This is a genomic window from Streptomyces rishiriensis (genome assembly GCF_003112535.1).
Taxonomy (GTDB): domain Bacteria; phylum Actinomycetota; class Actinomycetes; order Streptomycetales; family Streptomycetaceae; genus Streptomyces; species Streptomyces rishiriensis.
On record NZ_BEWA01000002.1, the window covers coordinates 337,379 to 363,172 of the forward strand.

24 protein-coding genes are annotated in these 25,794 nt (G+C 74.0%); 14 read left to right on the plus strand and 10 right to left on the minus strand.

Translation table 11 applies throughout. The features are described 5' to 3' along the window. From Sri02f_RS03205 to chpG, 4 genes are all read right to left on the minus strand, one after another. Window positions 1–501, minus strand: coding sequence for a DUF5949 family protein (locus Sri02f_RS03205; protein ID WP_108999515.1), 501 nt, complete (start codon window positions 499–501; stop codon window positions 1–3). 235 nt (window positions 502–736) lie between these two features. After that, on the minus strand, window positions 737–1,024 hold the full coding sequence (locus tag Sri02f_RS03210; protein WP_108999516.1) for a hypothetical protein: 288 nt from the start codon (window positions 1,022–1,024) through the stop codon (window positions 737–739). A 156-nt stretch (window positions 1,025–1,180) separates the two neighbouring features. Further along, entirely contained in the window at window positions 1,181–1,837 is a 657-nt protein-coding gene (locus Sri02f_RS03215; protein ID WP_108999517.1) for a hypothetical protein, read from the minus strand. Window positions 1,838–2,102: 265 nt separating this feature from the next. Further along, a complete protein-coding gene (chpG, locus tag Sri02f_RS03220) occupies window positions 2,103–2,342 on the minus strand; it encodes a chaplin ChpG (protein ID WP_108999518.1) in 240 nt (79 codons plus the stop codon). Between the two features lie 239 nt (window positions 2,343–2,581). Between chpG and Sri02f_RS03225 the strand changes: the two genes are divergently transcribed. The 9 genes from Sri02f_RS03225 (at window position 2,582) to Sri02f_RS03270 (ending at window position 13,282) form a co-directional block, all read left to right on the plus strand. Next, a complete protein-coding gene (locus tag Sri02f_RS03225; protein WP_108999519.1) occupies window positions 2,582–3,685 on the plus strand; it encodes a DUF3344 domain-containing protein in 1,104 nt (367 codons plus the stop codon). Between the two features lie 53 nt (window positions 3,686–3,738). After that, window positions 3,739–4,914, plus strand: a complete 1,176-nt coding sequence (locus Sri02f_RS03230; protein ID WP_108999520.1) for a glycosyltransferase family 4 protein — start codon at window positions 3,739–3,741, stop codon at window positions 4,912–4,914. Then, window positions 4,911–6,326, plus strand: coding sequence for an exopolysaccharide biosynthesis polyprenyl glycosylphosphotransferase (locus Sri02f_RS03235; protein WP_108999521.1), 1,416 nt, complete (start codon window positions 4,911–4,913; stop codon window positions 6,324–6,326). The genes Sri02f_RS03230 and Sri02f_RS03235 overlap by 4 nt, the downstream gene beginning before the upstream one ends. Window positions 6,327–6,556: 230 nt before the next feature. Then, window positions 6,557–7,837 carry an O-antigen ligase family protein gene (locus tag Sri02f_RS03240; protein WP_373865066.1) on the plus strand — a complete coding sequence of 427 codons (1,281 nt, stop codon included), beginning with the start codon at window positions 6,557–6,559 and terminating at the stop codon, window positions 7,835–7,837. Next, a complete protein-coding gene (gene murJ / locus Sri02f_RS03250) occupies window positions 7,834–9,639 on the plus strand; it encodes a murein biosynthesis integral membrane protein MurJ (protein ID WP_245970389.1) in 1,806 nt (601 codons plus the stop codon). Before Sri02f_RS03240 ends, murJ begins: the two co-directional genes overlap by 4 nt. Continuing rightward, window positions 9,626–10,366 (plus strand): polysaccharide deacetylase family protein, encoded by a 741-nt coding sequence (locus Sri02f_RS03255; RefSeq protein ID WP_108999523.1) that lies wholly within the window; start codon window positions 9,626–9,628, stop codon window positions 10,364–10,366. Before murJ ends, Sri02f_RS03255 begins: the two co-directional genes overlap by 14 nt. Further along, the gene (locus Sri02f_RS03260) at window positions 10,363–11,526 is read left to right on the plus strand and encodes a glycosyltransferase (RefSeq protein WP_108999524.1); all 1,164 of its coding nucleotides are present in this window, start codon (window positions 10,363–10,365) and stop codon (window positions 11,524–11,526) included. The genes Sri02f_RS03255 and Sri02f_RS03260 overlap by 4 nt, the downstream gene beginning before the upstream one ends. Further along, complete coding sequence (locus Sri02f_RS03265; protein WP_108999525.1) at window positions 11,523–12,170, plus strand: YveK family protein; 648 nt, start codon at window positions 11,523–11,525, stop codon at window positions 12,168–12,170. Before Sri02f_RS03260 ends, Sri02f_RS03265 begins: the two co-directional genes overlap by 4 nt. Beyond that, window positions 12,167–13,282: a GNAT family N-acetyltransferase gene (locus tag Sri02f_RS03270; protein WP_108999526.1), complete on the plus strand. Its 1,116-nt coding sequence runs from the start codon at window positions 12,167–12,169 to the stop codon at window positions 13,280–13,282. Before Sri02f_RS03265 ends, Sri02f_RS03270 begins: the two co-directional genes overlap by 4 nt. A gap of 28 nt (window positions 13,283–13,310) precedes the next feature. On the opposite strand, the gene Sri02f_RS03275 is transcribed toward Sri02f_RS03270, so the two are convergent. Continuing rightward, window positions 13,311–14,714 carry a glycoside hydrolase family 26 protein gene (locus Sri02f_RS03275; RefSeq protein ID WP_174855574.1) on the minus strand — a complete coding sequence of 468 codons (1,404 nt, stop codon included), beginning with the start codon at window positions 14,712–14,714 and terminating at the stop codon, window positions 13,311–13,313. A gap of 162 nt (window positions 14,715–14,876) precedes the next feature. Here Sri02f_RS03275 and Sri02f_RS03280 point away from each other — a divergent pair, with 162 nt between their 5' ends. Together Sri02f_RS03280 and Sri02f_RS03285 are read left to right on the plus strand one after the other, a co-directional pair. Next, a complete protein-coding gene (locus Sri02f_RS03280) occupies window positions 14,877–16,271 on the plus strand; it encodes a carboxylate--amine ligase (protein ID WP_108999527.1) in 1,395 nt (464 codons plus the stop codon). Then, window positions 16,271–17,515, plus strand: a complete 1,245-nt coding sequence (locus Sri02f_RS03285; protein WP_108999793.1) for an FAD-dependent oxidoreductase — start codon at window positions 16,271–16,273, stop codon at window positions 17,513–17,515. The genes Sri02f_RS03280 and Sri02f_RS03285 overlap by 1 nt, the downstream gene beginning before the upstream one ends. A 63-nt stretch (window positions 17,516–17,578) precedes the next feature. Here Sri02f_RS03285 and Sri02f_RS03290 read toward each other — a convergent pair whose 3' ends face one another. From Sri02f_RS03290 to Sri02f_RS03300, 3 genes are all read right to left on the minus strand, one after another. Further along, window positions 17,579–18,751 (minus strand): chaplin, encoded by a 1,173-nt coding sequence (locus Sri02f_RS03290; RefSeq protein ID WP_108999528.1) that lies wholly within the window; start codon window positions 18,749–18,751, stop codon window positions 17,579–17,581. Between the two features lie 107 nt (window positions 18,752–18,858). After that, a complete protein-coding gene (locus Sri02f_RS03295; protein ID WP_108999529.1) occupies window positions 18,859–19,086 on the minus strand; it encodes a chaplin in 228 nt (75 codons plus the stop codon). A 313-nt stretch (window positions 19,087–19,399) separates the two neighbouring features. Then, entirely contained in the window at window positions 19,400–19,813 is a 414-nt protein-coding gene (locus tag Sri02f_RS03300; RefSeq protein ID WP_108999530.1) for a rodlin, read from the minus strand. Window positions 19,814–20,043: 230 nt separating this feature from the next. Between Sri02f_RS03300 and Sri02f_RS03305 the strand changes: the two genes are divergently transcribed. The 3 genes from Sri02f_RS03305 to Sri02f_RS03315 all read left to right on the plus strand — a co-directional run bounded on the left by Sri02f_RS03305 (window position 20,044) and on the right by Sri02f_RS03315 (window position 22,125). After that, window positions 20,044–20,454: a rodlin gene (locus tag Sri02f_RS03305; protein ID WP_108999531.1), complete on the plus strand. Its 411-nt coding sequence runs from the start codon at window positions 20,044–20,046 to the stop codon at window positions 20,452–20,454. Window positions 20,455–20,558: 104 nt separating this feature from the next. After that, entirely contained in the window at window positions 20,559–21,590 is a 1,032-nt protein-coding gene (locus Sri02f_RS03310; RefSeq protein ID WP_108999532.1) for an LCP family protein, read from the plus strand. A gap of 127 nt (window positions 21,591–21,717) precedes the next feature. Continuing rightward, window positions 21,718–22,125 (plus strand): rodlin, encoded by a 408-nt coding sequence (locus tag Sri02f_RS03315; protein ID WP_108999533.1) that lies wholly within the window; start codon window positions 21,718–21,720, stop codon window positions 22,123–22,125. Window positions 22,126–22,266: 141 nt separating this feature from the next. Here Sri02f_RS03315 and Sri02f_RS03325 read toward each other — a convergent pair whose 3' ends face one another. Both Sri02f_RS03325 and Sri02f_RS03330 read right to left on the minus strand, forming a co-directional pair. Further along, on the minus strand, window positions 22,267–23,121 hold the full coding sequence (locus Sri02f_RS03325) for an ABC transporter permease (protein WP_108999534.1): 855 nt from the start codon (window positions 23,119–23,121) through the stop codon (window positions 22,267–22,269). Beyond that, window positions 23,118–25,772, minus strand: coding sequence for an alpha/beta fold hydrolase (locus Sri02f_RS03330; protein WP_167467476.1), 2,655 nt, complete (start codon window positions 25,770–25,772; stop codon window positions 23,118–23,120). The genes Sri02f_RS03325 and Sri02f_RS03330 overlap by 4 nt, the downstream gene beginning before the upstream one ends. Window positions 25,773–25,794: the final 22 nt, after the last annotated feature.

Here is a 25,794-nt window from a genome sequence, read left to right on the forward strand (position 1 = left end):
TCAGCCGCGCAGGCGGCGGGCGGGCAGGACGATGTGCGCCGCCGCCGTCAGGGTCTCCTCGGCGCCCGCGAACGCGGCCAGCGCGTCGGGCGTGACGGCCCGGCCGGGCGTGGCCTCCGGCCAGGCGCGGGCGGTGAGGACGAGGTAGGCGTAGCCGCGCTCGCCGATGGCCGTGAGCCACTCCGCCGGCGGCAGGCACTGGGCGTTGAGGCCGGGCATGTTCAGGACGGCCGCGCCGGACTCGACGAGCAGACTGAACGGCAGGCTGGGCCGCTCGGTGCCGTCGACGACGTCGCCGCCGACGGGCATGCCGTTGTCGGCGAGCAGCCGCTCGACGGCGGCGGCCGTCCCCTCGGGCCCGTCCGCGGTGTCGCCGAGGGAGTAGGCCAGGAGGTAGGGCATGTCACGGCCGTCGGGAGCCTCGCCGCTCCACGGCATCACGACGAGGGTGCCCAGGTCGGCCACGCGGAAGGGGCGGGTTGCGCTTGGGGTTGAGGTCACCGCGCGACCTTATCGGCGCGTCGACGGGCGGCCGGACGTGTTCTCACCCGACCGGGGGACGACGGCGGGTCGCTCCACACGAACGAGGGACGCGCCGCTCGACTCGCCTCGAACACCGCCCGTGCCGTGCCGGGACGGTGGCGCCGTCCGCCCGGCGGACCGGGGAGGCCTGACGGGCATGACCCGGGGCCGGCCCCGTCGGTGAACGGGAGCCGGCCCTGGCGGCGGGGGCGTCTCAGCCCTGCAGCGGCAGTCCGCCGAGAAGCGGGTTGTGGCTGTTGAGCGCGCCCGCCGCACCCTTGACGGTGCTGAGCACGGAGTCCTTGTTCTCGGTGTCGAGGGCGTCCGACTGGTGCTGGAGCGGCGTCGCGTCCTCCAGGTTGATCGGCCCCCTCGCGAGGGTGTCCACGGCGCCGTTGAGGCTGGTGGGCGTGAGGTCGGCGGGGGCGGCGAACGCGGGCGCGGCAAGGCCGGCGAGGACCACGGATCCGGCAACGACAGCGGCAGCCTTCAGGGACTTCATCGGATTCCTTTCTTCGGCGACTCGGCAACTCAAGTCACCGGGGCACGTTCTGACGTCGTGCCTAACGAGGCCTGTCGGGTGCGGAAACCGGGTACGCAGAATATTTCTGCACCCCGGCGACGCAAACGCCGGGGTGCGCACACGCGGGAACGGCGGTCAGCCGGTGGGCGGGGGCGGCAGCGCGGGCGCCGCCGGAGCCTCGGCCGCCTCGGCCGGCAGGCTGGGCAGACTCGGCAGGCTCAGGCCCAGTCCGTTCAGCGTCGAGGAGAGCAGGTCGAGCAGGCCGTCCAGGACGCCGGTGACCGCCGACACCACCTGGCCGACGTCGAGGGACGTGGCGGCCGTGAGCAGTGAGTCGACGGCCTTCTGCACGGCGGCGAGCGCGTCGGACACGGGGTCGGCGGCCGCCTTCGTCCCGCTGTCCACGGCGCCCTTGGCGAGCGAGGGCGGCACGGCCGCCGGTGCGGCGGGGGCGGCCGGGGCGGCCGGGGCCGCGGCGGTGATCTTGGCGACGGCCGTCCTGACGGCGTCGCCGAGCTGAGTCGCCCGGCCGGGGGTGAGGCGGCCGTCGTCGGCCTTGAGGACGGTGTCGAGCGTCTCGGTGACCGGGGCGAGGACGGTGCTGAGATCGACGAGGCCCTTGCCCTGGGCGCGCAGCGCGGCGACGCCGGGGACGGGCGCATCGGAGGCCGCTGCGACGCGCTCGCGGGCTGTGGCCGTGTCGGACGCCATGGCGGCGGGTGCGGCAAGGCCGAGGACGAGGGAGGCGCACAGTGCGGTGGAAGCGATACGCCGAACGGGCAGACCACGCATGGGAAATCCTTTCGATTGCGTCGGGTCTCGTGCCCACCGCGCAAAGCGTCGTCGCACCCCGCAACACAGCCGTCGCATTGTGCGACTCTTCGCAGCTCACCGCACCGGCATCGCCCCTGATGGGGGGACTCGTCGGGGCCCATCGGGCAGGGCGGGCCACCTTCCCCCGTTCGGGGCAACGCCGGCGGCACGCGAACGGCCGCCCTCCTGGCGGGAGGGCGGCCGTTCGGCGAATGACGAGTCGTGACCTCTGGGGGAGATGACGTCAGTCGTTGATGCAGGTGTTGCCGAACGCCGGGTTCAGCAGGCCGATCACGTTGATCGTGTTGCCGCAGACGTTCACCGGGATGTGGACGGGAACCTGCACGACATTGCCCGACAGGACGCCCGGGGAGTGCGCGGCGACGCCGTTCGCGTCACTGTCGGCGGCGGCGATGCCGGAGGCGCCGGCGACGGCCGCGGCGGCAACGGAGGTCAGGACCAGGCCCTTCGCGATACGCGACATGGAGAGGTGCTCCTTGGGGTTTTTGACGCAAACACCTGGGCGGGGATGCCCGGCGCTGAAGTCAACGCGCGGGGCCGACCGGGGTTGTGCCGCCGAATGAGTGATGTCTCCAGGCATCAAGGTTCACGATACCGACACACTTGTCCGGTTTCAGGGGATTAATCCGGACAGCAGTTAGAGTTGCGCCCCATCCGAGGCACGCCTATAGCAAGCAAATCGCACGAAAGGGCACCGCCGGCATGCGCAATTCCCTGGGTCCGACGCTGCAACGCACCGCGGTCGGCGTCCTCGCCCTCGCCGCGCTCTGGGCGCCGGGCGGCGCCCTGGCGGCCGGCGCGCCGCCGTCCGCGGAGGCCGAACGCCTCCCCTTCACCCAGCGCTACCGCTCCACGCAGCACGGCGGGATCGTCCGCGCGGCCAACGCGGCCATCAGCTGCCGCGCCGCGCCGGCGGCCGCGGCGGCCCCCGCCTGCCCGGCCGTGCGCGCGGGAGACACGGCGCAGAACAACGACTTCGACATGTTCTACGTCGACGTCGACGACGACCCCAACACCTACAACTCCTCCCGCGCCGAGGTCCGGTTGCCCGAGGGCGCACGGGTGACGTACGCGCGGCTGTACTGGGGCGGCAACCTGCGCGTAGGGGAGCAGAAGCCGCCCAAGGACAACGGGCGGGTGCTGATCGCCGAGCCGGGCGGCGCGTACAAGGCGGTGCTCGCCGACACCGTCGTCGGCCATCGGGCGGCCCACGGCGCCGACGCCTTCCAGGCCTCCGCGGACGTCACGAAGCTGGTGCGCGACAGCGGTCAGGGCCTGTACACCGTCGCGCAGGTCAACGTGGCCATGGGCAGGTCCGCCGCCGGAGCGTGGGGCGGCTGGACGCTGGTCGTGGCGTACGAGAACCCGGCCGAGCCGCTGCGGGTCCTGTCCGTCTGGGACGGCTTCGACGACCTCGACGCCCCCGACGGCAAGGAGATCCGGCTGAGCGGGCTCCGCATGCCGGCCGGAGCGGGCGGCCGGGTCGGGCTGGTCGCCTACGACGGCGACCGCGGCCGTTCGGGTGATTCGCTCATGTCCTCGACCGGTGGCCGGGCGGCCGCCGCGCTCACGGACCCGGTCAATCCATCTGACGATGTGTTGAATTCCACGATCAGCGAGCCGGGGGAGGCTCCGGCGGCGCGTGTACCGGCGTACGCCAACACCCTCGGCTACGACTCCGATGTGTTCGATCTGCGCAGGGGTTTGCGGTCCGGCGGTGACCAGCTGACGGTTCGGCTCGTTGCCCACCGGGACGCGGCGTGGGCCGGGGCGCTCTTCGTCGCCGTCGACACACGGAAGAAGTAGTCAGGCGCGTTCCCGCACGTCCCGAGCGCCACCGTGAGCGAGGAAACCGCGCAATGCACCAGCCAGAACCCGACGAGAGAACCCGGGTCCTGCACCTCACCCAGCCGGTGGACGGCGGGGTCGCCCGAGTCGTGACGGACCTGGCGCGGGCCCAGCTCGCGGCCGGTCTGCACGTCACGGTGGCCTGCCCCGCCGGCCGGTTCGCGGGGGACCTGCGGTCCCTGGGCGCGGACGTCCGGCACTGGGCGGCGGCCCGGTCGCCGGGGCCGTCGCTTCCCGGCGAGGTGCGCCGGCTCGCACGCCTGCTCGACGAGGTACGCCCCGACCTCGTGCACGCGCACAGCGCGAAGGCCGGACTGGCCGGCCGGCTCGCGCTGCGCGGGCGGATCCCGACCGTGTTCCAGCCGCACGCCTGGTCCTTCGAGGCCGTCGGCGGCGCCACCGCGGCCCTGGCGCTGCGCTGGGAGCGGTTCGGGGCGCGCTGGGCGGACCGGCTGGTGTGCGTGAGCGAGGCCGAGCGCGCGACCGGTGTGCGCGCCCGGATCGCCGGACGGTGGAGCGTCGTCCCCAACGGCATCGATCCCGAACGCTTCCACCCGGCGCCCGTCGACACCGTCCGCGCCTCCCTCCTGCCCGGCCTCGACGCCGCCGCCCCGCTGGTGGTGTGCGTGGGGCGGCTGTGCCGGCAGAAGGGGCAGGACGTGCTGCTGCGGGCGTGGGACGCCGTCGCGCGCCGCACGCCCGGCGCCCGGCTGGTGCTGGTGGGCGACGGACCGGACGCGGAGCGACTGCGGCGCGGGGCGCCGGAGTCGGTGCTGTTCGCCGGAGCCGTCGCCGACATCGTGCCCTGGTACCAGGCCGCCGACCTGGTCGTGCTGCCCTCGCGCTGGGAGGGCATGGCGCTGGCCCCGCTGGAGGCCCTGGCCTGCGGGCGGCCCGTGGTCGTCACCGACGTGGACGGCGCCCGGGAGAGCCTGCCGGACGCACTCTCGTCCCGCTGTCTGGTGCCCGCCGACGACCCGGCGGCGCTGGCCGGCGCCGTCACCGCACTGCTGCGCGACCCGCTGCTGCGCGAGTCGCTCGGCCACCAGGGGCGCCGGCACGTCCTGGCCACGCACGACGTGCGACGCATGGCCGAGGCGGTCACGGGCCTGTATCGCGAGCTGCTCACGACCACACAAGGGGCGCCCGTCGCGCCCACCGAGTGCAGGGAGTCCATCCACTCGTGACCGCGGAAAGCACCGTCCCCTCTCCTGGCTCGCAGCCCGGATACTCGTCCGTCTCGGTCATCCCGCGCCGCGAGAGCGCGACGGGATTCAGGTTCCCCGTCCGGCGGCCCGCCGCGCGGCCCGCGTCGCCGCTGCCGCTGCTGCTCACCGACGGCCTCGCCGCGCTGGCGGGCGCGCTGGCGCTGAGCGGCGCGCAGCGCCGGCCGCTCCTGGCGGCCCTGCTGGTGGCGGCGACGATGCTGCTGCGCCCGCAGGTCGCGCGGCCGGTGGCGGGGGTCCTCGACGAAGTGCCCGCCGTCTGCGGCCGGATCGCGGTCGGCTGGCTGGTGCTGGCCGCGGTCGTCGGGGCGTGGAACCCGGCGCACGCGCTCTCGGCCCGCACCCTGCTCGTCGGCTGCGCGGTGCAGGCCGTGGCCGGCTGCGCCGGCCGCGCGGTCGTCCATCTGCTGCGGCGGCGGGCGCTGTTGCGCCGCCCGCGCGCCGCGCTCGTCATCGGGCCCGTCACGACCGCGCAGCGGGTGGCCGCCGCTGTGCTGCGCCATCCCCGGTGCGGGGTCCGTCCGGTGGGGATCGTGGCCGAGAACCCCGACGGCGCCGACGGACTGCCGGTGCTGACCAGCGGTCAGGAAGTGCAGCGGGCCCTCATCCAGAACGGCGTCCGGGAGGTCCTGTGCGTCCACCCGGCCGTGCGCAGCGTGCAGGGCCCGCTGCTGCGGGCGCTCGCCGAGTCGGGCTGCACGGTGTGGGAGATCGACGCCGACACCCCCTCGTACGCGAGCCGTGAGCAGCTCGCCGGGTTCTCCTGCCGGCGTCTGGACATGGGCGGCCGCCGCCGCGGAAGCCTCGGCAAACGCCTGCTGGACGTCGCGGTCTCCGGGACCCTGCTGCTGCTGGTGAGCCCGTTGCTGCTGCTGTGCGCGACCGTGCTGCGGCTGACCGACGGTCCCGGGGTCGTCTTCCGGCAGGAGCGCATCGGCAAGGACGGCAGGCCCTTCACCCTGCTGAAGTTCCGCACCCACCGCCCGGTCGACGAGCACGAGGCGGCGACCCGCTGGAGCGTGGCCGGCGAGCGCGAGATGAGCCGCTTCTGCCGCTTCCTGCGCCAGACCTCGCTGGACGAGCTGCTGCAGCTGTGGAACGTCCTGTGCGGCGACATGAGCCTGGTCGGCCCCCGTCCCGAACGTCCCTTCTTCGTCGGCGAGTTCAGCCAGAGCTACCCCGGCTACGCGGCCCGCCACCGCATGCAGACCGGCATCACCGGCCTCGCCCAGGTGCACGGGCTGCGCGGCGACACCTCGATCGAGGACCGGGCCCGCTTCGACAACGCGTACATCGACAACTGGTCGCTGTGGCAGGACGTGTGCATCCTGCTGCGCACCGCGGCCGCCCTCGTGCGACCGACCGGGAGCTGAAACCGCCGATGACCCCAGGACCCGTCCGGAGTTTCCCGCCCGCGCTGCGACGCCTGGCACGGCGTCTCGCCGTGCTGTCGGGGTCTCCCGCGTACGCCCACGCGGGCGCCCCTCCACCGTGCGACGCGGCGGACGGGACGCCACGGCGCCCGTCCCCCGCGCAACCGGCAGCACACCCCGGGCCGGCCCTCGCCCTGCCTCTGCCACCCGCCCGCACGCTGTCCCCGGTCCTGCCCGTGGTCGCCGTGGTCGCCCTGCTCGGCCTGCCGCTCGCGCCCGGCGGCGAGGGCGGCGCCGGACCGGCCGACGCGCTGTCCGCGCTGGTCGTGCTGTTCTGCGCGGTCCGGCTGCTGCGGCAGCGACGGCGTCCGCTGTCCCGGACGTCCGCCGTGCTCTTCGGCCTGCCGGTCGCCGGGCTCGCGCTCGCCGCGATGGGGGCCTCCTCGCCGGGCGCGGGCCTCAGCGGCCTGGGCCGCTACCTGCAGATCTTCGTGCTGGTCCCGGCTGCCGTCGTGCTCCTGGTCCGCGACCGGGCCGACTTCCGGGTGCTGGCCTGGTCGTTCGTCGGCCTGGCGGGGTGGCAGGGGGCCGTCGGCGTCCACCAGTTCGTCACCGGGACCGGCGCCTCGTACCAGGGCGAGACGATCCGGGCGGTCGGCACGTTCGGACCGCAGGACGTGATGGGCATGGCGACCGTGGTGTCCTTCGGACTGATCTGCGCGACCGGGCTGGCGCTCGGCCGGTCCCGGGCGCGGCAGCGGGCGGTCGCCGCCGGCTGCGCGCTCGCGCTGCTGGCGCCGCTGGCGCTCTCCTTCAGCCGGGGCGCCTGGATCGCGACCGCGCTGACCTGCACCGTCCAGCTGGCCCTCGCCGGACTGCGGCGGGCGCTGAAGATCGGCGCGGTGGCAGTGGCGGCCGGGGTGATCCTGGTCGGCGGCTTCGGAGTCGGCTCGGCGATGCTCCAGGAGCGCGTCAGCAGCATCACCCAGGTCGCCGACGCGCCCGACCAGTCGGTCACCGACCGGTACACGCTGTGGGCGTCCGCGATCGCCATCTGGCGCGAACACCCGCTCACCGGCGTCGGGTTGAAGGGCTTCCCCGAGCACCGGGACGCGCACGCCTCGCTGGCCCTGTCCTCCGGCAGCGACACCGACGGCGCGGGCTCGGGCTTCGTCCGGCAGCCGCTGCTGTCCCCGCACGACATGTATCTGCTGGTCCTGGCCGAGCAGGGCCTGATCGGGCTGCTCGCCCTCGCGGGCGGCTGGCTGGCGATGCTGGCCTGCGGGCTGCGCGGCTGGGCCCGCGTGCGGCGCTCGGGTCCCGGCCTCGACTGCGCGCTCGTGGCCTGCGGTCTTCTGGTCTGGCAGCTGATCGACTTCGTGTACGCCGACATCGGCGGGCCGTCGACCGTCCTGACGGCCGTCGTCTTCGGGCTGGTGGCCTGGTGGGCGCTGGTCGGCGGCGACGGTCGCGAGGCCCGCGAGGCGTCCGAGGAGGCGCTCGCGCGATGACGGTGACACCTCCTCGGACGCCTCGCACGGACGACCCCACGTCCGTGCCGCCGGCGCGGGACGCCGCACAGTCCGGGGGGACCGCCGAGACGACCGGGCCCGCGGGGACCGCCGACACGGCCGGGGCCGCCGGGGCCGTCGACACGACCGGGGCCGCCGGGGCCGCCGGGACCGTCGACACGACCGGGGCCGTCGAAGAGGCCTGTGGGGAGGAGGGCCGGAGTTCCGGCGACCTTCCCACGGCCTCCCGCGGCTTCCTCGCCAGGGCCGCTCTCGTCACCGCCGCCCTGTCCGTGGCCGGCGCCCTGCTCGGGCTGCTCCGGGACCAGGCGCTGGCCCGGCTGTTCGGAGCGGGCAGCGACACCGACGCGTTCCTCGTCGCGTGGACCGTGCCGGAGTTCGCGGCCACGCTGCTCATCGAGGACGGACTGGCGTTCGCCCTGATCCCGGCGTTCAGCATGGCGCTGGCCCGCCGCTCCCAGGGCGCGCCGGGCGACCCGGTCCGCGCACTGGTCGCGGGCACGCTCCCCCGGCTGTCGCTGGCCTTCGTCGCGGTGGGCGCCCTGCTGATCGGCACGGCCCGGCAGCTCGTCGAGATCCTCGCGCCCGGCCTGCCCGATCCCGCGCTCGCCGTCGACTGCACCCGGCTCACCGCCACCTGCGCGGTGAGCTTCGGGCTCGCCGGGTACTGCAGCGCGGCCCTGAGGGCGCACCGGCGGTACGTGGCGCCGGCGGCGATCTACGTGGCCTACAACGTCGGCATCATCGCCGGGATGTACGCGCTCGGCGGCCGCTGGGGGGTGCGGTCGGCGGCGGCCGGGGTCGCGGTGGGCGGTCTCCTCATGGTCCTCGTCCAACTTCCCTCGCTTCTTCGCCAGTTGAGGAGGCGCCCCGGGGTCGGGGAGCAGGTCGTGACGCACGAGGTGCCCCGGCCCCTCGACACCGCGCTCCTCACGACCGTCCTGCTGTTCGCGCTGTGCCGGCAGTCCCAGGTCCTCATCGAGCGCTTCCTCGCCTCCCAGCTGCCGGCCGGCGCGATCTCGCACCTCAACTACGCGCAGAAGGTCGCGCAGATGCCGATGATCCTGTCGGTGATGGTGTGCACGGTCACCTTCCCCGTCGTCGCGCGGGCGCTGGCCGAAGGGGACGTCGAACGGGCCCGCAACCGGGTGGAACGGGATCTCGCGCTGGCCGCGTGCATCGTCCTGCTCGGCACGGCGGCGGTGGTCGCCTGTGCGCCCCAGATGATCGAAGTGCTGTTCCAGCGGGGCGCGTTCACCGCGCAGGACACCGCGGCGACGGCCGGGCTGATGCGGGTGTACGCGCTGGGGCTGCTCGGCCAGACCCTGACGGGCGTGCTGGTGCGCTCCTACTTCTCGGCGGGCCGCGGCTCCTGGTACCCGGTCGGCGCGATGACCAGCGGGATCGCCGTCACGTCCGGCATCGGCGCACTGAGCGTCCAGGCCTGGGGGGTGTACGGGATCGCCGCGGCCAACGCGACCGGCATCACCGTCACCGCCCTGGTGCTGCTGGCCGGGATGGGCCCGCGGAGCGTCCCTGTCGGCGTCCGGGGCGTCCTGCGCGAGCTGAGCCGGCCGGTGCGGGCCGCCCTGGTGGCGACCCTGGCCGGCGCCCTGGCCGCCGACCGGTGCGGCGACGCGCTCCTCGGGCTCCTCGTCGGCGGGCTCACCGTGACCGTCGTCTTCCTGTCGCTCGGCCGGGCCCTGCGCGCCCAGGGCATCGTCCACGCACTCCGTTCCGTACATTCCGCGACCCGAAGGCTCTCCCATGGCCGCTCCTGACCGCAGTACGCCCGCCGCCGTCCCCTGGGTGGCGATGTATCACTCCGTGGGCGACTGCTCCGAGGATCCGTATCGCATCACGGTGACCCCCGAGCGGCTGGAGAAGCAGCTGAGGTGGCTGCGCCGGCGCGGCCTGCGCGGCGTCTCCATGGCCGAACTGCTCGCCGCCCGCGCCCGCGGCGAGGGCCGCGGCCTGGTGGGTCTCACCTTCGACGACGGTTACGCCGACTTCCTCACCGGGGCCCTGCCCGTGCTGCGCCGCAACAGCTGCACGGCCACCCTGTTCGTGCTGCCCGGCCGGTTGGACGGCGACAACGCCTGGGATCCGCTGGGTCCGCGCAAGCCCCTGCTGAGCGCCGACGGCATCCGCCGCGCGGCCGGCGAGGGCGTCGAGATCGGCTCGCACGGACTCACCCACGTCGACCTGACCGCGGCCGACGACGTCACGCTCAAGGCCGAGACGGCCGAGAGCCGGGCCGTCCTCGCCGAGCTGCTCGGCGCCGAGCCCGACGGCTTCTGCTATCCGTACGGGACGATCGACCGGCGGGCCGTGGACGCCGTGCGCGAGGCCGGCTACGCCTACGCCTGCGCGATCGACCCCGGCCCGCTGAACGGCCCGCACGCCCTGCCCCGGCTGCACGTCGGGCAGAACGACCACGCCCTGCGCCTGTATCTGAAGTACCGGCTGCACCGGCTGCGCCGGCGCCCCGTGGAGGGACTGCGGTGAAGGCCCTGCACATCATCACCGGACTCGGCGTCGGCGGCGCCGAGCAGCAACTGCGCCTGCTGCTGCGGCACCTGCCGGCACGGTGCGACGTGGTGACGCTGACGAACCCGGGCTCGGTGGCCGACGGGCTGACCGAGGACGGGGTCCGGGTCGTCCACCTCGGCATGGCCGGCAACCGTGATCTGGGCGCGCTGCCGCGGCTGGTGCGGATCATCCGCTCCGGCGGTTACGACCTCGTGCACACCCACCTCTACCGGGCCTGCGTCTACGGCAGGCTCGCCGCACGCCTCGCCGGGGTCCGCGCGGTCGTCGCCACCGAGCACTCGCTGGGCGCGTCGCAGCTGGAGGGGCGCGAGCTGACCGCGGGGGTGCGCGCCCTCTACCTCGCCAGCGAACGGCTGGGCCGCACCACGGTCGCCGTCTCCCCCACGGTCGCCGACCGGCTGATGAGCTGGGGCGTGCCGGCCCCCCGGATCGAGGTCGTCCCCAACGGCGTCGACCTGGCCCGCTTCCGCTTCGACCCGGAGGCGCGCCTGCGCACCCGGCGGCGCCTCGGGCTGCCGGACGACGCGCGCGTCGTCGGCGCGGTCGGCCGTCTCACGGCCGGCAAACGCTTCGACGTGCTCGTCCACGCCCTCGCCCGCCTCCCGGCCGACCACTGGCTGCTGCTGGTGGGCGGCGGGCCCGAGGAGAGCGTGCTGCGGCGCCTCGCACACGAGGCGGGGGTCGCCGACCGCGTGCTGTTCCCCGGTGAACGCCCCTGCGTCCCCGACGGCACCCCCGGCCCCGACCTGCCGTCCCTCGTCTGCGCCATGGACGTGTTCGTCTCCCCGTCCCCCGAGGAGACCTTCGGCCTCGCGGCCGTGGAAGCACTCGCCTCGGGACTTCCCGTGCTCTACGCCTCCTGTCCCGCGATCGAGCACCTGCCCGCGCGGGCGGCCGGCGCCCGCCGGGTGAGCGGCGGCGCCGAGGCGTTCGTCCGCGCGCTGACCGAGACCCGTGCCCAGGCCCCCGGCCCGCGCGCCGCCCCGGACGCCGCCCGCCACTACGACATCACCCGCAGCGCCGCCCAGCTCATGGACGTGTACGCGGCCACCGTCACCGGATCACCCCGGTCGTCCTCCGCTTCCCCGACACCCCAGGGAGTCAGTTCCCCATGACCGAGAACCCCCGTCGTCCTGCCGCCCTGCGCCGCGCCAAGGCGCTGCCGCCCTGGTCCCTGCTCGCGGCGGGCGCCGTCGCCGGCGGTCTGCTCGGCGGCGCGTACGGAGTCGTCAAGCCGCCCGTGTACACGGCCACCGCCTATGTGGTCGCCGTCCCGACCGCGAAGTCGGACCCGGCGTCCGCGCTCGGTTTCGCGCAGGCCTACGGCCGCGTCGCCACCCAGCTCGCCGTGCTCGGCGACGCCCAGGTGTGGGCGGGCGTGCCCGTGAAGACGCTGCAGCAGAACGTGCAGACGGCGACCTCGCCGGACGCCCCGATGGTCGCGATCACGGCGACCTCCCCGCGCGCCGACCTCGCCGCCGACATGGCCAACGCGGTCACCCGCGCGCTGACCCAGCACGCCAAGAGCTCCGAGGACACCACCAACGTCGAGCTGCAGCAGTTCGCCCGCGCGGTCCGGCCGACCGCGCCCTCCTCCGCGTCCCCGACGGTGACCGGGCTGGTGGGGGCGAGCGCGGGCGGGCTGCTCGGCGGGCTGGTCGTGCTGGTACGGCCGAGGCGGGGCTCGCGCGAGGAGGCCGGGCGTCCGGCCGCCGTCCCCGGCCCGGCCCTCGCCGCCGACGCTCACGGAGCGCTGTGAAGGCGACCCTCACGACCGAACTCGTCACCGACGAGCAGGCCTTCGCCGAACTCGCGCCCGCGTGGGGGCGGCTGTACCGGCGGTGCGCGACGGCCACCCCGTTCCAGAGCCACGCCTGGCTGCACTCGTGGTGGCTGTCGTACGGGCGGCGCGGCCGGCTGCGCCTGCTGCTGGTCCGCGACGGCGGTGAGCTGGTCGCCGCGGCGCCGCTGACGGCCGTCCGCCGGCCGCTGCCCGCGCTCGTGCCGCTCGGCGGGGCGATCTCCGACTACGGGGACGTCCTCGTCGACGACGAACACGGCGAGCGGGCCGTCGCCGCGCTCACCGACGGGCTCGCCGCGGCCGCCCGTACCGCGCTGATCGACTTCCGCGAAGTACGGCCGGGCGGCGCGGTGGAGCAGGTCTACGAACGCTGGCACGGGCCGCGTCGGCGGGTGAGCGACTCGGTGTGCCTGGAGCTGCCGGCCGTCCCCATGGAGGACCTGGTGGCCCGGCTGCCGTCGGCGAAGGCCCAGCGGGTGCGCGCCAAGCTGCGCAAGCTGACCGCGCTCGGCGTGCAGCGCAAGGCGGTGTGCCCGGAGGAGGTCGACTCGGCGCTGCGGCGGCTGCTGGAACTGCATGAACTGCAGTGGCAGGGCCGCGGGGTGACGGGGGAACATCTGCGCTCCCGTTTCTGCGAGCACCTGGTGCGCTCGGTCGGACCGATGGTGAGCGCCGGGGACGCGGTCGTCACCGAGTTCCGGCTGGACGACGACGTCGTGGCCGTCGACCTGACCCTGCTGTCGCGGCGGCTGGCCGGGGGCTATCTGTACGGCGCCCACCCGCGGCTGCGGGAGAGCAAGGCGGACGTCGCGGTGATGCTGCTGGACGCGTGCGCCGAGCACACCCGGGACGGGGGGCGCGCCGCGCTGAGCCTGCTGCGCGGCGACGAGCCCTACAAGCACCACTGGCGGCCCGAGCCCGTCGTCAACCAGCGGCTGCTGCTGGCGCGCCGGCGCACCGCCCCGCTGCTGTCGGCGGCCGTCTGCGACGTGGCCGCGCGGCGGCGCGGCAAGGAGTTGCTGCACCGTCTGGAGCAGCGGAGGGAGCGAGCCGGTGGCGGCGGGTCCTGACGCGGGCCCGCCGCCACCGCACCGCGGTTCACCCGCTCTTCGACCACCAGTCCAGGCGGAAGCACAGCTTGCCGCCGAGCCAGTACTCGACCCAGTCGCCGAGGTCCATCGGCGTGCAGTTGGCCGGGGGTTCGCCGGACGGTTCCTGGGAGGGCGCCGGAGTCGTCGGCGGCGTGCCCGGCTCGTCGACGCGGCCGGACAGCAGGGAACGGTAGACCTCGGACGAGCGGGGGTTCTGCCGGCACTGCCACACGCCGTGCGGGCAGTAGTCGGTCAGCGTGTTGTAGAGGGGCCTGTGCTCGTCCATCCAGGCGATCATGCGCCGCATGTATTCGGCGTTGTCACCGTTGCGGAAGAGTCCCCATTCGGGATAGGAAATGGGCTTGCCATGGGCTTTGGCGAAATCCACGTGCGCCTGGAGTCCGTACGGTTCTTTCACCTGCTCGTCGAACGACAGGCCGGTCGGCTGATCGTAGGAGTCCATTCCCAGGATGTCGACGGTGTCGTCCCCGGGATAGCACTCGGTCCAGGGAACGGCGTCCTTGCCGCGGCTCGGCGTGAAGTCGAACCTGAATTTCTGGCCCGGCACCGAACGCATCGTCGAGACGATCCTGTTCCAGTACTTCTTCCAGGCCTCCGGGTCCGGCCCGCAGCGATGGGTGTACGTGATGCCGTTCATCTCCCAGCCGAGCACGATCACCGTGTCCGGCACCTTCAGCGCGACCAGCCGCTGGGCGAGTGCCCGGAAGTGGTGATCGAACTCCCCCGCCGCGCCCTGCCGCAGCAGCCCGCGCACCTCGGCGTCGGAGACGCCCTCCTCGTTGCGCTCCATCATGGGCACGTTGAGGACGAGCATCCGGTCGTCCTGCTCCAGCCGCCAGTCCGCCCACACGTCGAGGAAGCCGGGCGGCCCCTCGATGTTGTGCCAGCTGTCGCCCGGCAGGTAGGTGTGGCCGACGCGCAGCTTCGAGCCGCCCAGCCACTCGCTGAGCTCGGCGATCCGGGCCACGCCCAGGGCGCCGTAGTCGAGGTAGGCGCCGAAGGCGGGGACGCTCTGCGCGGCCGCGCCGGACGGGGTCGGCGTGACGGACGGGGTCGGCGTGAAGGACGGGGTCGGCGTGACGGACTCGCCGGTCGGGGCGGCGGACTCGCCGGTCGGGGCGGGACTCTGAGCGGGCGTCACCGCCGCGGAGGGCGCGGCCGGTGTCGTGCTCAGCGCGGGAGCGGACGGGACGGCCGGGACGGCCGGGACGACTGCGGCGGGCGCGGCGGGCGTCGGGGCGGTGGGGGTGGGAGCGGGAGGATCGGCGACCCGCACCACCCCCGCGCCCGCGGCGAATCCAGGTCCGGACGCCAGAACGGCCGAGGCCGCGACCGTCGCCGCGATGACGGCCAGCCGCCGGGACCGTGCGCGTCGCTGCTGTGGAGCCATGCCTGCTCCTTTCTCCACTCTCGCGTAACGCGCACTGCCCGCGCATTACTGACACTCAGTCATATGAAAGTCACACGAAAAGGAATCACGCCACCGCCGGTACGGCTTTCGAGTGCCTCGATCGCCCAAATCGGTGAACCGAGCCGAAGGACAACGCAGCACATGCCCGAGTCGTCTCTCGACACCCGCGTCCCCGCCGTCCTCCTGCGCATCGACCGGAATCCCTTTCACCACGGAACGCTGGGCGCCGTGCGCTCGCTCGGCCGGGCCGGAGTCGATGTGCACGTGATCGCCGACTCGACGGGAAGCCCCGTGCGCACCTCACGTTTCGTGAGCCGGTTGCATCCCCCGCCGCCGCCCGGCGCATCCCGCGCCGACATCGCCGCCGTGCTGCTGCGGGTCGCCGCCCGCGTCGAACGGCCCGCCGTGCTGATCCCGATGGACGACGCGGGCGCGATCGCCGTGAGCCGGCTGCGCGAGGAACTGGCGCCCGCCTATCTGCTGCCGCAGCAGCCCGGCCATGTGCCCGAACTGGTCGCCGACAAGGCCGAACTGTCCGGACTGTGCGCGGCGGCGGACGTGCCGCACCCGGTCACCCTGATCCCCGACAGCGCGGCCCAGGCCGCCTCGGCCGCCTGGCGGCTGGGCCTGCCGGTGATCGCCAAGTGGAGCCGGCCCTGGCTGCTGCCGGCGGGCTCGGGGCTGCGCAGCACGGCCGTGGTGCGCTCCACCCAGGAGGCCCGCGACCTCTACCTGCGCACCGACGAGGCGGGCAGCCAACTGCTGTTGCAGACGTTCCTGCCGCCGGGTCCGGACCGCGACTGGTTCTTCCACGGCTACGCCGACCGCACCGGCAGGCTCGCCGCAGGCGGCCCGGGCCGCAAGCTGTGCGCCTGGCCGCGCGGGGCGGGCCTGACGGCGGTGGGCGAGTGGACCGACAACCCGCAGGTGGGGGCGCTGGCCGAACGGCTCACCGACAGCCTCGGCTACCGGGGCGTCTTCGACCTCGACTTCCGTCGCTGCGGCATGACGGGCGCCTACCATCTGCTCGACTTCAACCCCCGCCCCGGCGCCCAGTTCCGGCTCTTCGCCGACGCCGCCGGACTGGACGTCGTCCGGGCCCAGCACCTGGATCTGACGCACCGCCCGCTGCCGGTACGGGCCCCGCAGCCGGGGCGGGCGTTCGTAGTGGAGAACTACGCGCCGCTGGCCGCGCTGCGACCGACGCGCCGCAGCCGCGAGCTGGCCTGGCACGCCCACGACGACACCGCGCCCGGCCGCGCCATGTGGGGCCTGTGGGGCTCCCATGTCGCCCGCCGGCTGCTCGACCGGCTGCCCCGGCTGGGCTCGGCGGGCATGGCCGGCCACCGGCTGCGCGTGGTCCGCCAGTCGCCCCCGCCCGCACCGTCCCTAACCGGCCTGACAGGGATGACGGGCACGACGGGGACGACGGGAGCCACCGGGACGACGGGCCTGAACAGCGCGGCGGGCCCGGCCGGTTGCGCGGAGCAGGCCCCGACCGAACCGACCGACGACGAGAGAGCGAGCAGATGCTGATGTACGACCTGCTGGTGGTGGGCGCGGGCCCCTACGGCCTGTCCATCGCGTCCCACGCCGCGGACGCGGGGCTGAGCCTGCGCGTCTTCGGTCGGCCGATGGCCTCCTGGCGTGACAACATGCCGGACGGCATGTTCCTGAAGTCCGAGCCGTGGGCCTCCAACCTCTCCGACCCGGCGGCCCGTTGGCGGCTCGACAGGTACTGCGCGACCCAGGGCACGACCGCCCGGCACGGGGAGCCCATCCCGGTGGAGACGTTCGCCGAGTACGGGCTGTGGTTCGCCCGCAACGCCGTCCCGGACGTGGACGAGCGCACGGTGATCCGGATCGCGTCCCTGCCCGGCGGCTTCGAGGCCGTCACCGAGGACGGCGAGACGGTGCAGGCCCGGACGGTCGCGCTCGCCGTCGGCGTGATGCCGTTCGTCGAGATCCCCGCCGCCCTGCGGGCCCTGCCCCGCGACCTCGTCACGCACAGCAGCCACCACGGCGACCTCGCCCGTTTCCGCGGCCGGGACGTCACGGTGATCGGCGGCGGCCAGGCCGCCCTGGAGACGGCCGCGCTGCTCGCCGAACAGGACACCCGCGTCCGGGTCCTGGCCCGCGCCGACCGGCTGAGCTGGAACGACGTGCCTCCGCCCTGGGAACGTCCCTGGTGGCAGTCGGCCCGCTCGCCGCACAGCGGCCTCGGCTGCGGCTGGCGCAACTGGTTCTACGCCGAACGCCCCGGCCTGTACCGCCGCCTGAGGGAGCCGACCCGGGCACGCATCGCGGCGACCGCGCTCGGACCGGCCGGCGCGTGGTGGGTGCGCAACCGGGTGGAGAGCGCCGTGGAGGTGCGTCTCGCCCACGAGGTGACGGCGGCGCGCGCGGTGCCGGGCGGGATCCGGCTGGAGACGACGGGCGCGGACCACATCGAGACCGAGCACGTGATCGCGGCCACCGGCTTCCGGGCGACACGCGACCGGCTGGGCCTGCTCTCCCCCGAACTGCGCGCCTCGCTGGCCATGGTGGCCGACGGCTCCCCCGAGGTCGGCCGGGACTTCGAGTCGTCCCACCCCGGCCTGTTCCTGGCCGGCCTGGTGACGGCGGCCGGGTTCGGCCCGGCGATGCGCTTCGTCCACGGCGCGACGTTCACTGCCGGGACCCTCGTGCGCGGGGTACGGCGCCGGCTGCACACGGACGGCCCGGCCGGGGTGATCCCGGCGCCGGGCCGGTGCGAGGCGGCACAGACCGTGAGCGGCTGAGGCGGGCGGGACACGGGCGCCGGGCGCGAGTGCGTCCGGCGCCCGTGGCGCGCCCCGAGCGTTTCAGCGACGCGACGCGCCCCTGCCGCGCCGGTACAGGACGGCGCCGCCCGCGATGAGCGCCGCGCTGATACCGGAGGCGGCCAGCAGGGCCGCACTGTCACTGCCGGTGTGCGACAGCTGGGGCGGGGTGTGCCCGCCGCCGCCACCGCCGTACGGAGGCGTGGTGTGTCCGCCGCCGCCACCGCCACCGCCGTACGGAGGCGTGGTGTGTCCGCCGCCGCCACCGCCACCGCCGTACGGAGGCGTGGTGTGTCCGCCGCCGGGCGGGGTGCTGTGCCCGCCCCCGGACGGAGGCGTGCCGTGACCCCCGTGCGGAGGCGGTGTCGAGTGCCCGCCTCCCGAAGGAGGCGAAGAGTGCCCACCACCGGGCGGAGACGAGTGACCGCCACCGGGCGGGGGTGAGGAGTGCCCACCACCGGGCGGAGACGACTGCCCACCACCGGGCGGACTGCTGTGACCGCCCCCCGGAGGCATCGAACCACCGCCGCCCGGAGGACTGCTGTGGCCGCCGCCGGGCGGGGACGAGTGGCCGCCGCCGGGCGGGGTGCTGTGCTCACCGCCGGGCGGAGACGAGTGCCCACCGCCGGGCGGACTGCTGTGACCGCCCCCCGGAGGCATCGAATGACCGCCGCCGGGCGGACTGCTGTGGCCGCCGCCCGGAGGACTGCTGTGGCCGCCGCCCGGAGGACTGCTGTGATCGCCGCCCGGAGGGCTGCTGTGATCGCCGCCCGGAGGGCTGCTGTGATCGCCGCCCGGCGGCGTCTGGCCCCCGCCGCCGCACGTGTCGCCGTAGCCTCCGCAGCCGTCCCCCGCGCCGTTGTTCCCGTTGCCGTGGTCGCCGTATCCGGAGTCGCCGTGACCGGAGCCCCCGTACCCGGAGTCGTCGTCGCCGTGCGGGGCTGCGTGGGAGAGGTGCCCGTGCGTGGCCGACGTGTCGGCACAGGAATTGCCGAACGCCGGGTCGAGCGCGGCGACGACGTCGACCGAGTCGCCGCAGACGTTCACCGGGACGTGCAGCGGGGCCTGGACGTTGTCGCCCGACAGGACCCCGGGCGAGCCCTTGGCGGCCCCTTCGGCTTGCGAGTCGGCGAGGGCGTGGCCGCCCGCGCACAGGGACAGAATGCCCGTCGCGGCGGCGGCCGCGACCATTCCCCTGCTCAGGGTCTGTCGCAATCTCGTGGTCTTCCTGCTCGGAGAATTGGGAAAAGCCGGCCCTGGACCACACGGAGTCGTCCAGGGCCGGCCTTGTTCCGGCCGTCAGCGGCCGGTGTGACGCGTCGTCAGTCGTTGATGCAGACGTTGCCGCCGGCCGGGTTCAGCGCGGCGATGACGTTGATCGAGTTGCCGCACACGTTGATCGGGATATGGATCGGAATCTGGACGACATTGCCCGACAGGACGCCCGGCGAGCCGATGGCCGCACCATTGGCGTCGGCGTCGGCGAAGGCGGGGGCGGCCCCGCCCAGGGCCAGGATCAGACCCGCGACAACAGCAGCGCTCTTCTTCATGGGTTTCCCTTCTCTGCGGTCATGCCCAGATGACGGTCGAAACCGAGCGAGCGCAACCGGAAGGGCTCGCACCATGACCGCAGGCTGCAAACGAGAGATAGACGGGCGAAGAAACTGAGCAACACGCGGCGCACGATAATTCACTCGAACGCCTTCATATAATCAACAGGTCGGGCGCGTAAGGGAAGAAACGGTTCACCTGGACGGCGGGACAATGCCCGGGAAAACGGCCGGTAACGGACCGCGGAAAACCCGCCCGCCGCACGGCCGCCAGAAGAGCGGCGGGCCGTGCGGCGGGCGGCGCCGGTGAACGTCAGCCGTTGGCCACACCGTTGCCCGAGAGGGCGGAGATGTCGTCCAGGATGTGCGACAGCGGCTCGTCGCCCTTCGCCTGGGTGCTGTTCTCGGCGCACTGCTGGTTCTGCGGCGCCGACAGGATCGGGATGTCCTGGACGCCGACGTTGGCGATGACGGCGATGAGCGACTGCACGTCGGCCTTGACCGGCAGGCCCACGCAGAGCTTGTTGGCGGAGCCCTGGACCAGGGTCGCCTGGGGGCTCATGTCGCCCTTGGTCACCGAGTTGCCGAACGCCTCGTGCGCCCCGTTGCCGCTGGCGGAGGTGGTGCCCGCGTCGTCCCCGATGGCAAGCGCCTGGGGGGCGGCAGCCGCCGACACTCCGATGACGGAAGCGGCGACCGCAGCCGCGGCCATTGCCTTCTTCAGCATTTCGCTATTCCTTTCCCTGTCCTGGCTCCGGGCCAGGACCATGTGCCTGCCACCGAACCAACCGGATGTTCCGTGTTTGGTTGCGGCACTTCACCCGATCGGTTTTTCCGACACGCCGGGCCGCGTTCCCACCGATAGGCCATCGGAGTGAAGTCGGAGAACCAAAGGGCGAGTCGGCGGTTAAGCCAGAGCGCTCCGGTGGACGGGGTTCTCACGAAAGGGACTTACAAGTGATCAAGAAGGTACTGGCCACTGCTGCGGTCGCCGCCTCCGTCGTCGGCGCTTCCGCCGTCGCAGCGGCCCCGGCCCTCGCCATCGGCAACGACAGCGGCACGACGTCCGCCAGCGGCAACGGCGCGAGCCAGTCGTTCGGCAACTCGGCCACCTTCGGCAACATGAGCCCCCAGATGGCGCTCATCCAGGGCTCCCTGAACAAGCCCTGCATCGGCCTGCCGGCGAAGGCCAACGTGCAGTCGGTCCTCGCGCTCATCAACGTCGGTGTGCAGGACATCCCGATCCTGTCGGCGCCGCAGAACCAGCAGTGCGTCGAGAACAGCACCCAGGCGAAGGGCGACGAGCCGCTGTCGCACATCCTGGACGACATCTCCGCCCTCTCGGGCAACGGTGCGGCCAACCACTGATCCCGCGTGGTGAACGGGTTCATTTCCTGAACCCCGGGGTGGAATTCCCGCCCGGCCAGCGGGCCGCCGGATCATCGGCGGCCCGCTGTTCTAGCGTGCGGCACGTGACGGTGAAGAGAAATCCTTGGCCCCGCCGCCTGGCGATTCCCGGAATCGTCCTGGCCTCCGCGGGCGCGCTGCTCGGTACGTCCGCGCCGCCCGGCCGGGAGCACGTCCCGCGCGCGATGAACATCCTGCTGATGGGCACCGACGAACGGGACGTCATCAGCGACGCCGAGAAGCAGCGGTTCCACGCCGGCGGCCAGCCCTGCGGCTGCACGGACGTCCTGATGCTGATCCATCTCTCGGCCCACCGGGACCGCGTCAGCGTGATCGGCATGCCCCGCGACTCCTCCGCGCAGATCCCGCCGTACCGCCAGGGGGCGGGCGGCAAGGAACGCCCGTCGCATCCGGCCAAGCTCAACGCGGCCTTCCAGGAGGGCGGGCAGGAGCTCGCCATCCGGACCGTGGAGTCGATGACCGGGGTGAACGTCGACCGGTTCGTGCAGGTGGACTTCCGGCGCTTCATGGACACGGTGAACGAGGCCGGCGGCGTCGAGGTGTGCACGCCACGACGGCTCAGGGACTCCGCGACCGAGCTGGACCTCCCACCCGGCAAGCACCGGCTCGACGGCGGCCGGTCCCTTCAGTACGTCCGGTCACGGCACGTCGACTCCAGCGCCGACCTCGGCCGCATCCAGCGTCAGCAGCGGTTCCTCGTACAGGCGTGGCGGGGACTGCAGGCGCGCAAGCTGCTCGGCGACCCGGCGCGCGCGCTGCGTCTGGTGCGCACGCTGCTCGGCTCCGGCCCGCAGGGCTTCTCGGTGCGCGAGCTCGTCCAGGAGGCCGTCGCGCTGCGCGGTCTGCCCGCCTCGGCCACGGAGTTCACGACGGTGCCGATCAGCGGGTTCGCCCCGGCGTCCCTGGGGATCGGCTCGGCACTGGTCTGGGACGGGCAGAAGGCGGACGGGCTCTTCGCGAAGGTGCGCGAGGACGAGCCCCTGGTCGCCGAGGGCGAGAACCCCCGGCCCACGGACCCGCCGACCGTCCTCGGCAGCACGGTGGCGGTGCGCGGGAGCGCGTACGCGTGCACCTGAGGGGCGTGCGCCCGTCGTGCCCGGTGCGCTGGGCCGATCGGGGCACAGCACGCAACCCCGGGCGGGTGCGGGACGTTGTTGATCACGCAGCTCCTCCTCCGGAGCCCGCCTTTCGAAGGGAACGAACATGAAGAAGCTGTGGGCATCCGCGGCCCTCGCCGCCTCGGTCGCCGGTCTCGCGGCCGTGACCGCCCCGCAGGCGCTGGCCATCGGCGACGACAGCGGCACCACGTCCGCCAGCGGCAACGGCGCCTCGTCGGAGTTCGGCAACTCGGCCACCTTCGGCGACATGAGCCCGCAGCTCTCGCTGGTCCAGGGTTCGCTGAACAAGCCGTGCATCGGCCTGCCGGCGAAGCTCAACGCCCAGTCGCTCATCGCGGCCCTCAACATCGGCGTCCAGGACATCCCGATCCTGTCGGCGCCGCAGAACCAGCAGTGCGTCGAGAACAGCACCCAGGCGAAGGGCGACGAGCCGCTGTCGCACATCCTGGACGACATCTCGGTCCTGGCGGGCAACGGCGCCGGCAACGGCTGAGCCGCAGCCCGACGCTCCGCGACGGCGGGTCACCGGTTCTCCGGTGGCCCGCCGTTCGGCGTGCAGTCTGCCGTCTGCCGTCTGCCGTCTGCCGTCTGCCGTCTGCCGTCTGCCGTCTGCCGTCTGCCGTCTGCCGTCTGCCTAGGACACCACGTCCTTGCGGGCGAAGCCGCGGAAGGCCAGGGCGAACAGGACCAGGGCGTAGGTGACCGAGACGGCGGCGCCCTGGATCATGCCGGACCACTCGGGGGTGGGCTGGACGGCGTCGGCCCACGCGAACTGCCAGTGCGCGGGCAGGAAGTCGCGCCAGTCGCCGAGGGCGGTGACGGCGTCCAGCACGTTGCCGACGATGGTCAGGCCGACCGCGCCGCCGACCGCGCCGAGCGGGGCGTCCGTCCTGGTCGACAGCCAGAACGCCAGCCCTGCGGTGACCAGTTGGGAGACGAAGACGTACCCGACGACGATCACCAGCCGCTGGGCGGCGGTCCCCGGAGCGAGCGCGCCGCCGGTGGGCAGCTCCAGCGGGCCCCAGCCGTAGGCCGCGGAGCCGACGGCGAGGGCGACGACCGGCAGCAGGACCATCGCGGCCAGGCTGAGGCCGAGCCCCACGACGAGCTTGGACCACAGCAGGCGGGCGCGGGGCACGGGCGCGGCGAGCAGATAGCGCAGGGAGGACCAGCCGGCCTCCGAGGCGACCGTGTCCCCGCAGAACAGGGCGACCGGGATGACGAGCAGGAAGCCCGCGGAGACGAACAGGTTGACCGCGGCGAAGTTGGCGCCGGACGCCGTCGCCGTGTCCATCAGCGTCACCTGGCCGTTGCGGCCGCCGGGCTCGCCGCCGATGGCGAAGGCGATGAGCAGCACGAACGGCAGGACGGCGAGGATGCCGCCCATGACCAGCGTGCGGCGGCGCTTGAGCTGGCGGACCAGCTCGACGCGCAGCGGCAGGGTGCGGGACGCCTGGTAGCCGGAGGCGACCTCGGTGAGGGCGCTCATGCGGAACCTCCGATCAGGGTGAGGAAGGCGTCCTCCAGGCGGCGGTGCGGGCCGACCGAGGTCACCGGCACGTCGAGCCGGACGAGTTCGGCGACCAGGCGCTGGGCGGCGCCGTCGGCGGCCAGGCGCACCAGCAGGCCGTCGTCGGCGCGCAGCGCGGAGGCCACCCCGGGCAGGGCGGCGATCTTCTCGACGACCGGCTCCTCCACGGGGGCGGCGGTGCCGACGAGGAGGGTGTCCCCGGAGCCGACGATCTCGGCGACCGGGCCCGCCTGGACGAGCCTTCCGCGGTCCATCACCACGAGGTGCGTGCAGGACTGCTCGACCTCGGACAGCAGGTGGCTGGAGACGATGACCGTGCGGCCGGCCGCCGCGTAGCGGATCATCACTTCGCGCATCTCGCGGATCTGCGGCGGGTCGAGGCCGTTGGTGGGCTCGTCGAGGATGAGCAGGTCCGGAAGGCCGAGCATGGCCTGGGCGATGGCGAGGCGCTGGCGCATGCCCTGGGAGTAGGTGCGCACCGCGCGGGCCAGGGCGTCGCCGAGGCCGGCGATCTCCAGGGCCTCGTCGAGGTGGGCGTCCTCGGCGGGGCGGCCGGTGGCCCGCCAGTACAGCTCCAGGTTCTCCCGGCCGGTCAGGTGCGGCAGGAAGCCGGCGCCCTCGACGAAGGAGCCGACGCGGGACAGGACGGGCGCGCCGGGGCGGATCGCGTGGCCGAAGACGCGGACCTCGCCGCCGTCGGGTGTGATCAGGCCCATCAGCATGCGCAGGGTCGTCGTCTTGCCCGCGCCGTTCGGCCCGAGGAGTCCGAGGACCTGGCCCTTGTCGACGCGGAAGGACAGGTCGCGGACGCTGTAACGGTCGCCGTTCGCGTACTTCTTGCTCAGGTCGGTGATCTGGAGGGGGACCTCGGCGAGCGCGGGGTCGGGGGCCGGGCCGGCGGTGCGGCGGCGGGCGGACAGCAGCAGGGCGAGCGCGACGGCGGCGCCCGCGAGGGGGAGCCACCACACCCAGGACGGCAGCGGGGCGGCGGCCGTCGTCACGGCCGGAGCGGTGGGGACCTTGAGGTCGCCCTTCACGGAGACGGTGTAGGTCGCCGGGGCCGCCGGGGAGGCGTAGCCGAGGTCGGTGGAGGCGAGGACCAGGCGCAGCCGGTGGCCCTCCTCGACCTTGTGGTCGATCGCCGGGAGCGTGACGGTGACGTCCTTGCCGGCCTTGGCGCCCTCGACGCGGACCGGGCTCACGAGCTGGGAGGGCAGCACCTGGTTGCCCTGGGGGCCGCCGCCGCTGACGTCGTAGAGCTTGGCGAAGAGGACGGCGGCGCCGGACGTCGACTTCACGTGGACGGTGACCGTCGGGGAGCCGGTGACCCGCAGGTCGCCGGCGACCGGTGCGGAGTCGAAGGCGGCGAACTGGCCGGGGAAGTCGAGGGAGAGGCCGACGCCGAGGGAGGAGAGCCGCGCGAGACCGCCGCCGCCGAGGCCGGGCAGGGCGGAGACGGCCGGCGGGGTCGCGCCGGGCGGGTTGACGAAGGACTGCTCCTCGCGGCGGCCGGTGAGCGGGAAGGAACGGTCGTCGCTGTTCAGCCCGGGGTAGCGGGCCGCGCTCGCGCCCCTCAACAGGGCAGCGCCGTCGGTGGAGTCGACGCCTCCGGTGCGGGTGACGCGGAAGGCGGGGCCGGTGTCGGCGGACGCGTCGCCCTTGAGATACCGGTCGAACCACGCGGTCACGCGGGACTGGACGCGGGCGGTCTCCATGTCGCCGCCGTCGTGGCCGCCGGCGATCCAGTCAACGTCCACGGGTGCGCCGTTCCTGCGGATCGCCTTCTCGGCCGCGTCGGACTGGGCGAGGGTGAACAGGGAGTCGGTCTGCCCCTGGAGGAGGAGGGTGGGGACCTTGATGCGGTCGGCGACGGCGGACGGCGAGCGCGCTTCGAGGAGTTCGCGCGCGGCGGCGTCCGGGGCGCCGGACTCGGCGACGCGCTCGTACATCGCGGCCAGCGCGGGGGTGAAGCGGGCCGCGCCGCCGCCGGTGTTGAAGAAGACGCCGGCCCACAGCTTCTTGAACACGCCGTCGGGGAAGAGGGCGTCCGCGAGGTTCCAGTAGGTGATCGCGGGGGCGATGGCGTCGACGCGCTGGTCGTACCCGGCGGACAGCAGGGAGATCGCGCCGCCGTAGGAGGCGCCGGCCACGCCCACGCGCGGGTCGCCCGGCTTGTCGAGCCGGACCTCCGGCTGCTTCGCGAGCCAGTCGATCAGCCGGGAGACGTCGGCGACCTCGCCCTTCGGGTCGTTCAGCCCGATCTTGCCGGTGGACCTGCCGAAGCCGCGCGCCGACCAGGTCAGCACCGCGTATCCGTCGCGGGCGAGCTTCTCGGCCTGCGACCTGACGTCGTCCTTGCTGCCGCCGAAGCCGTGCGCGAGGAGGACGGCGGGGCGGCGGCCGGAGCCGCCGGCGGTGAAGTAGGAGGTGTCCAGGCGTACGCCGTCCACCGCCATGACCCGTTCGGCACTGTGCACGGCGGGCGGGTCGTCGCCGGCGGCGACGGCCGTCCAGGTACCGGCGCCGGCGAGTACGACGACGGCGGCCACGGCGGAGACGATCCGTCGCGGCCGCCGTGGTCCTCGCAGACCGGGCAGTCGAAGATCCATGCTTCAACCGTACGGGGTCGAC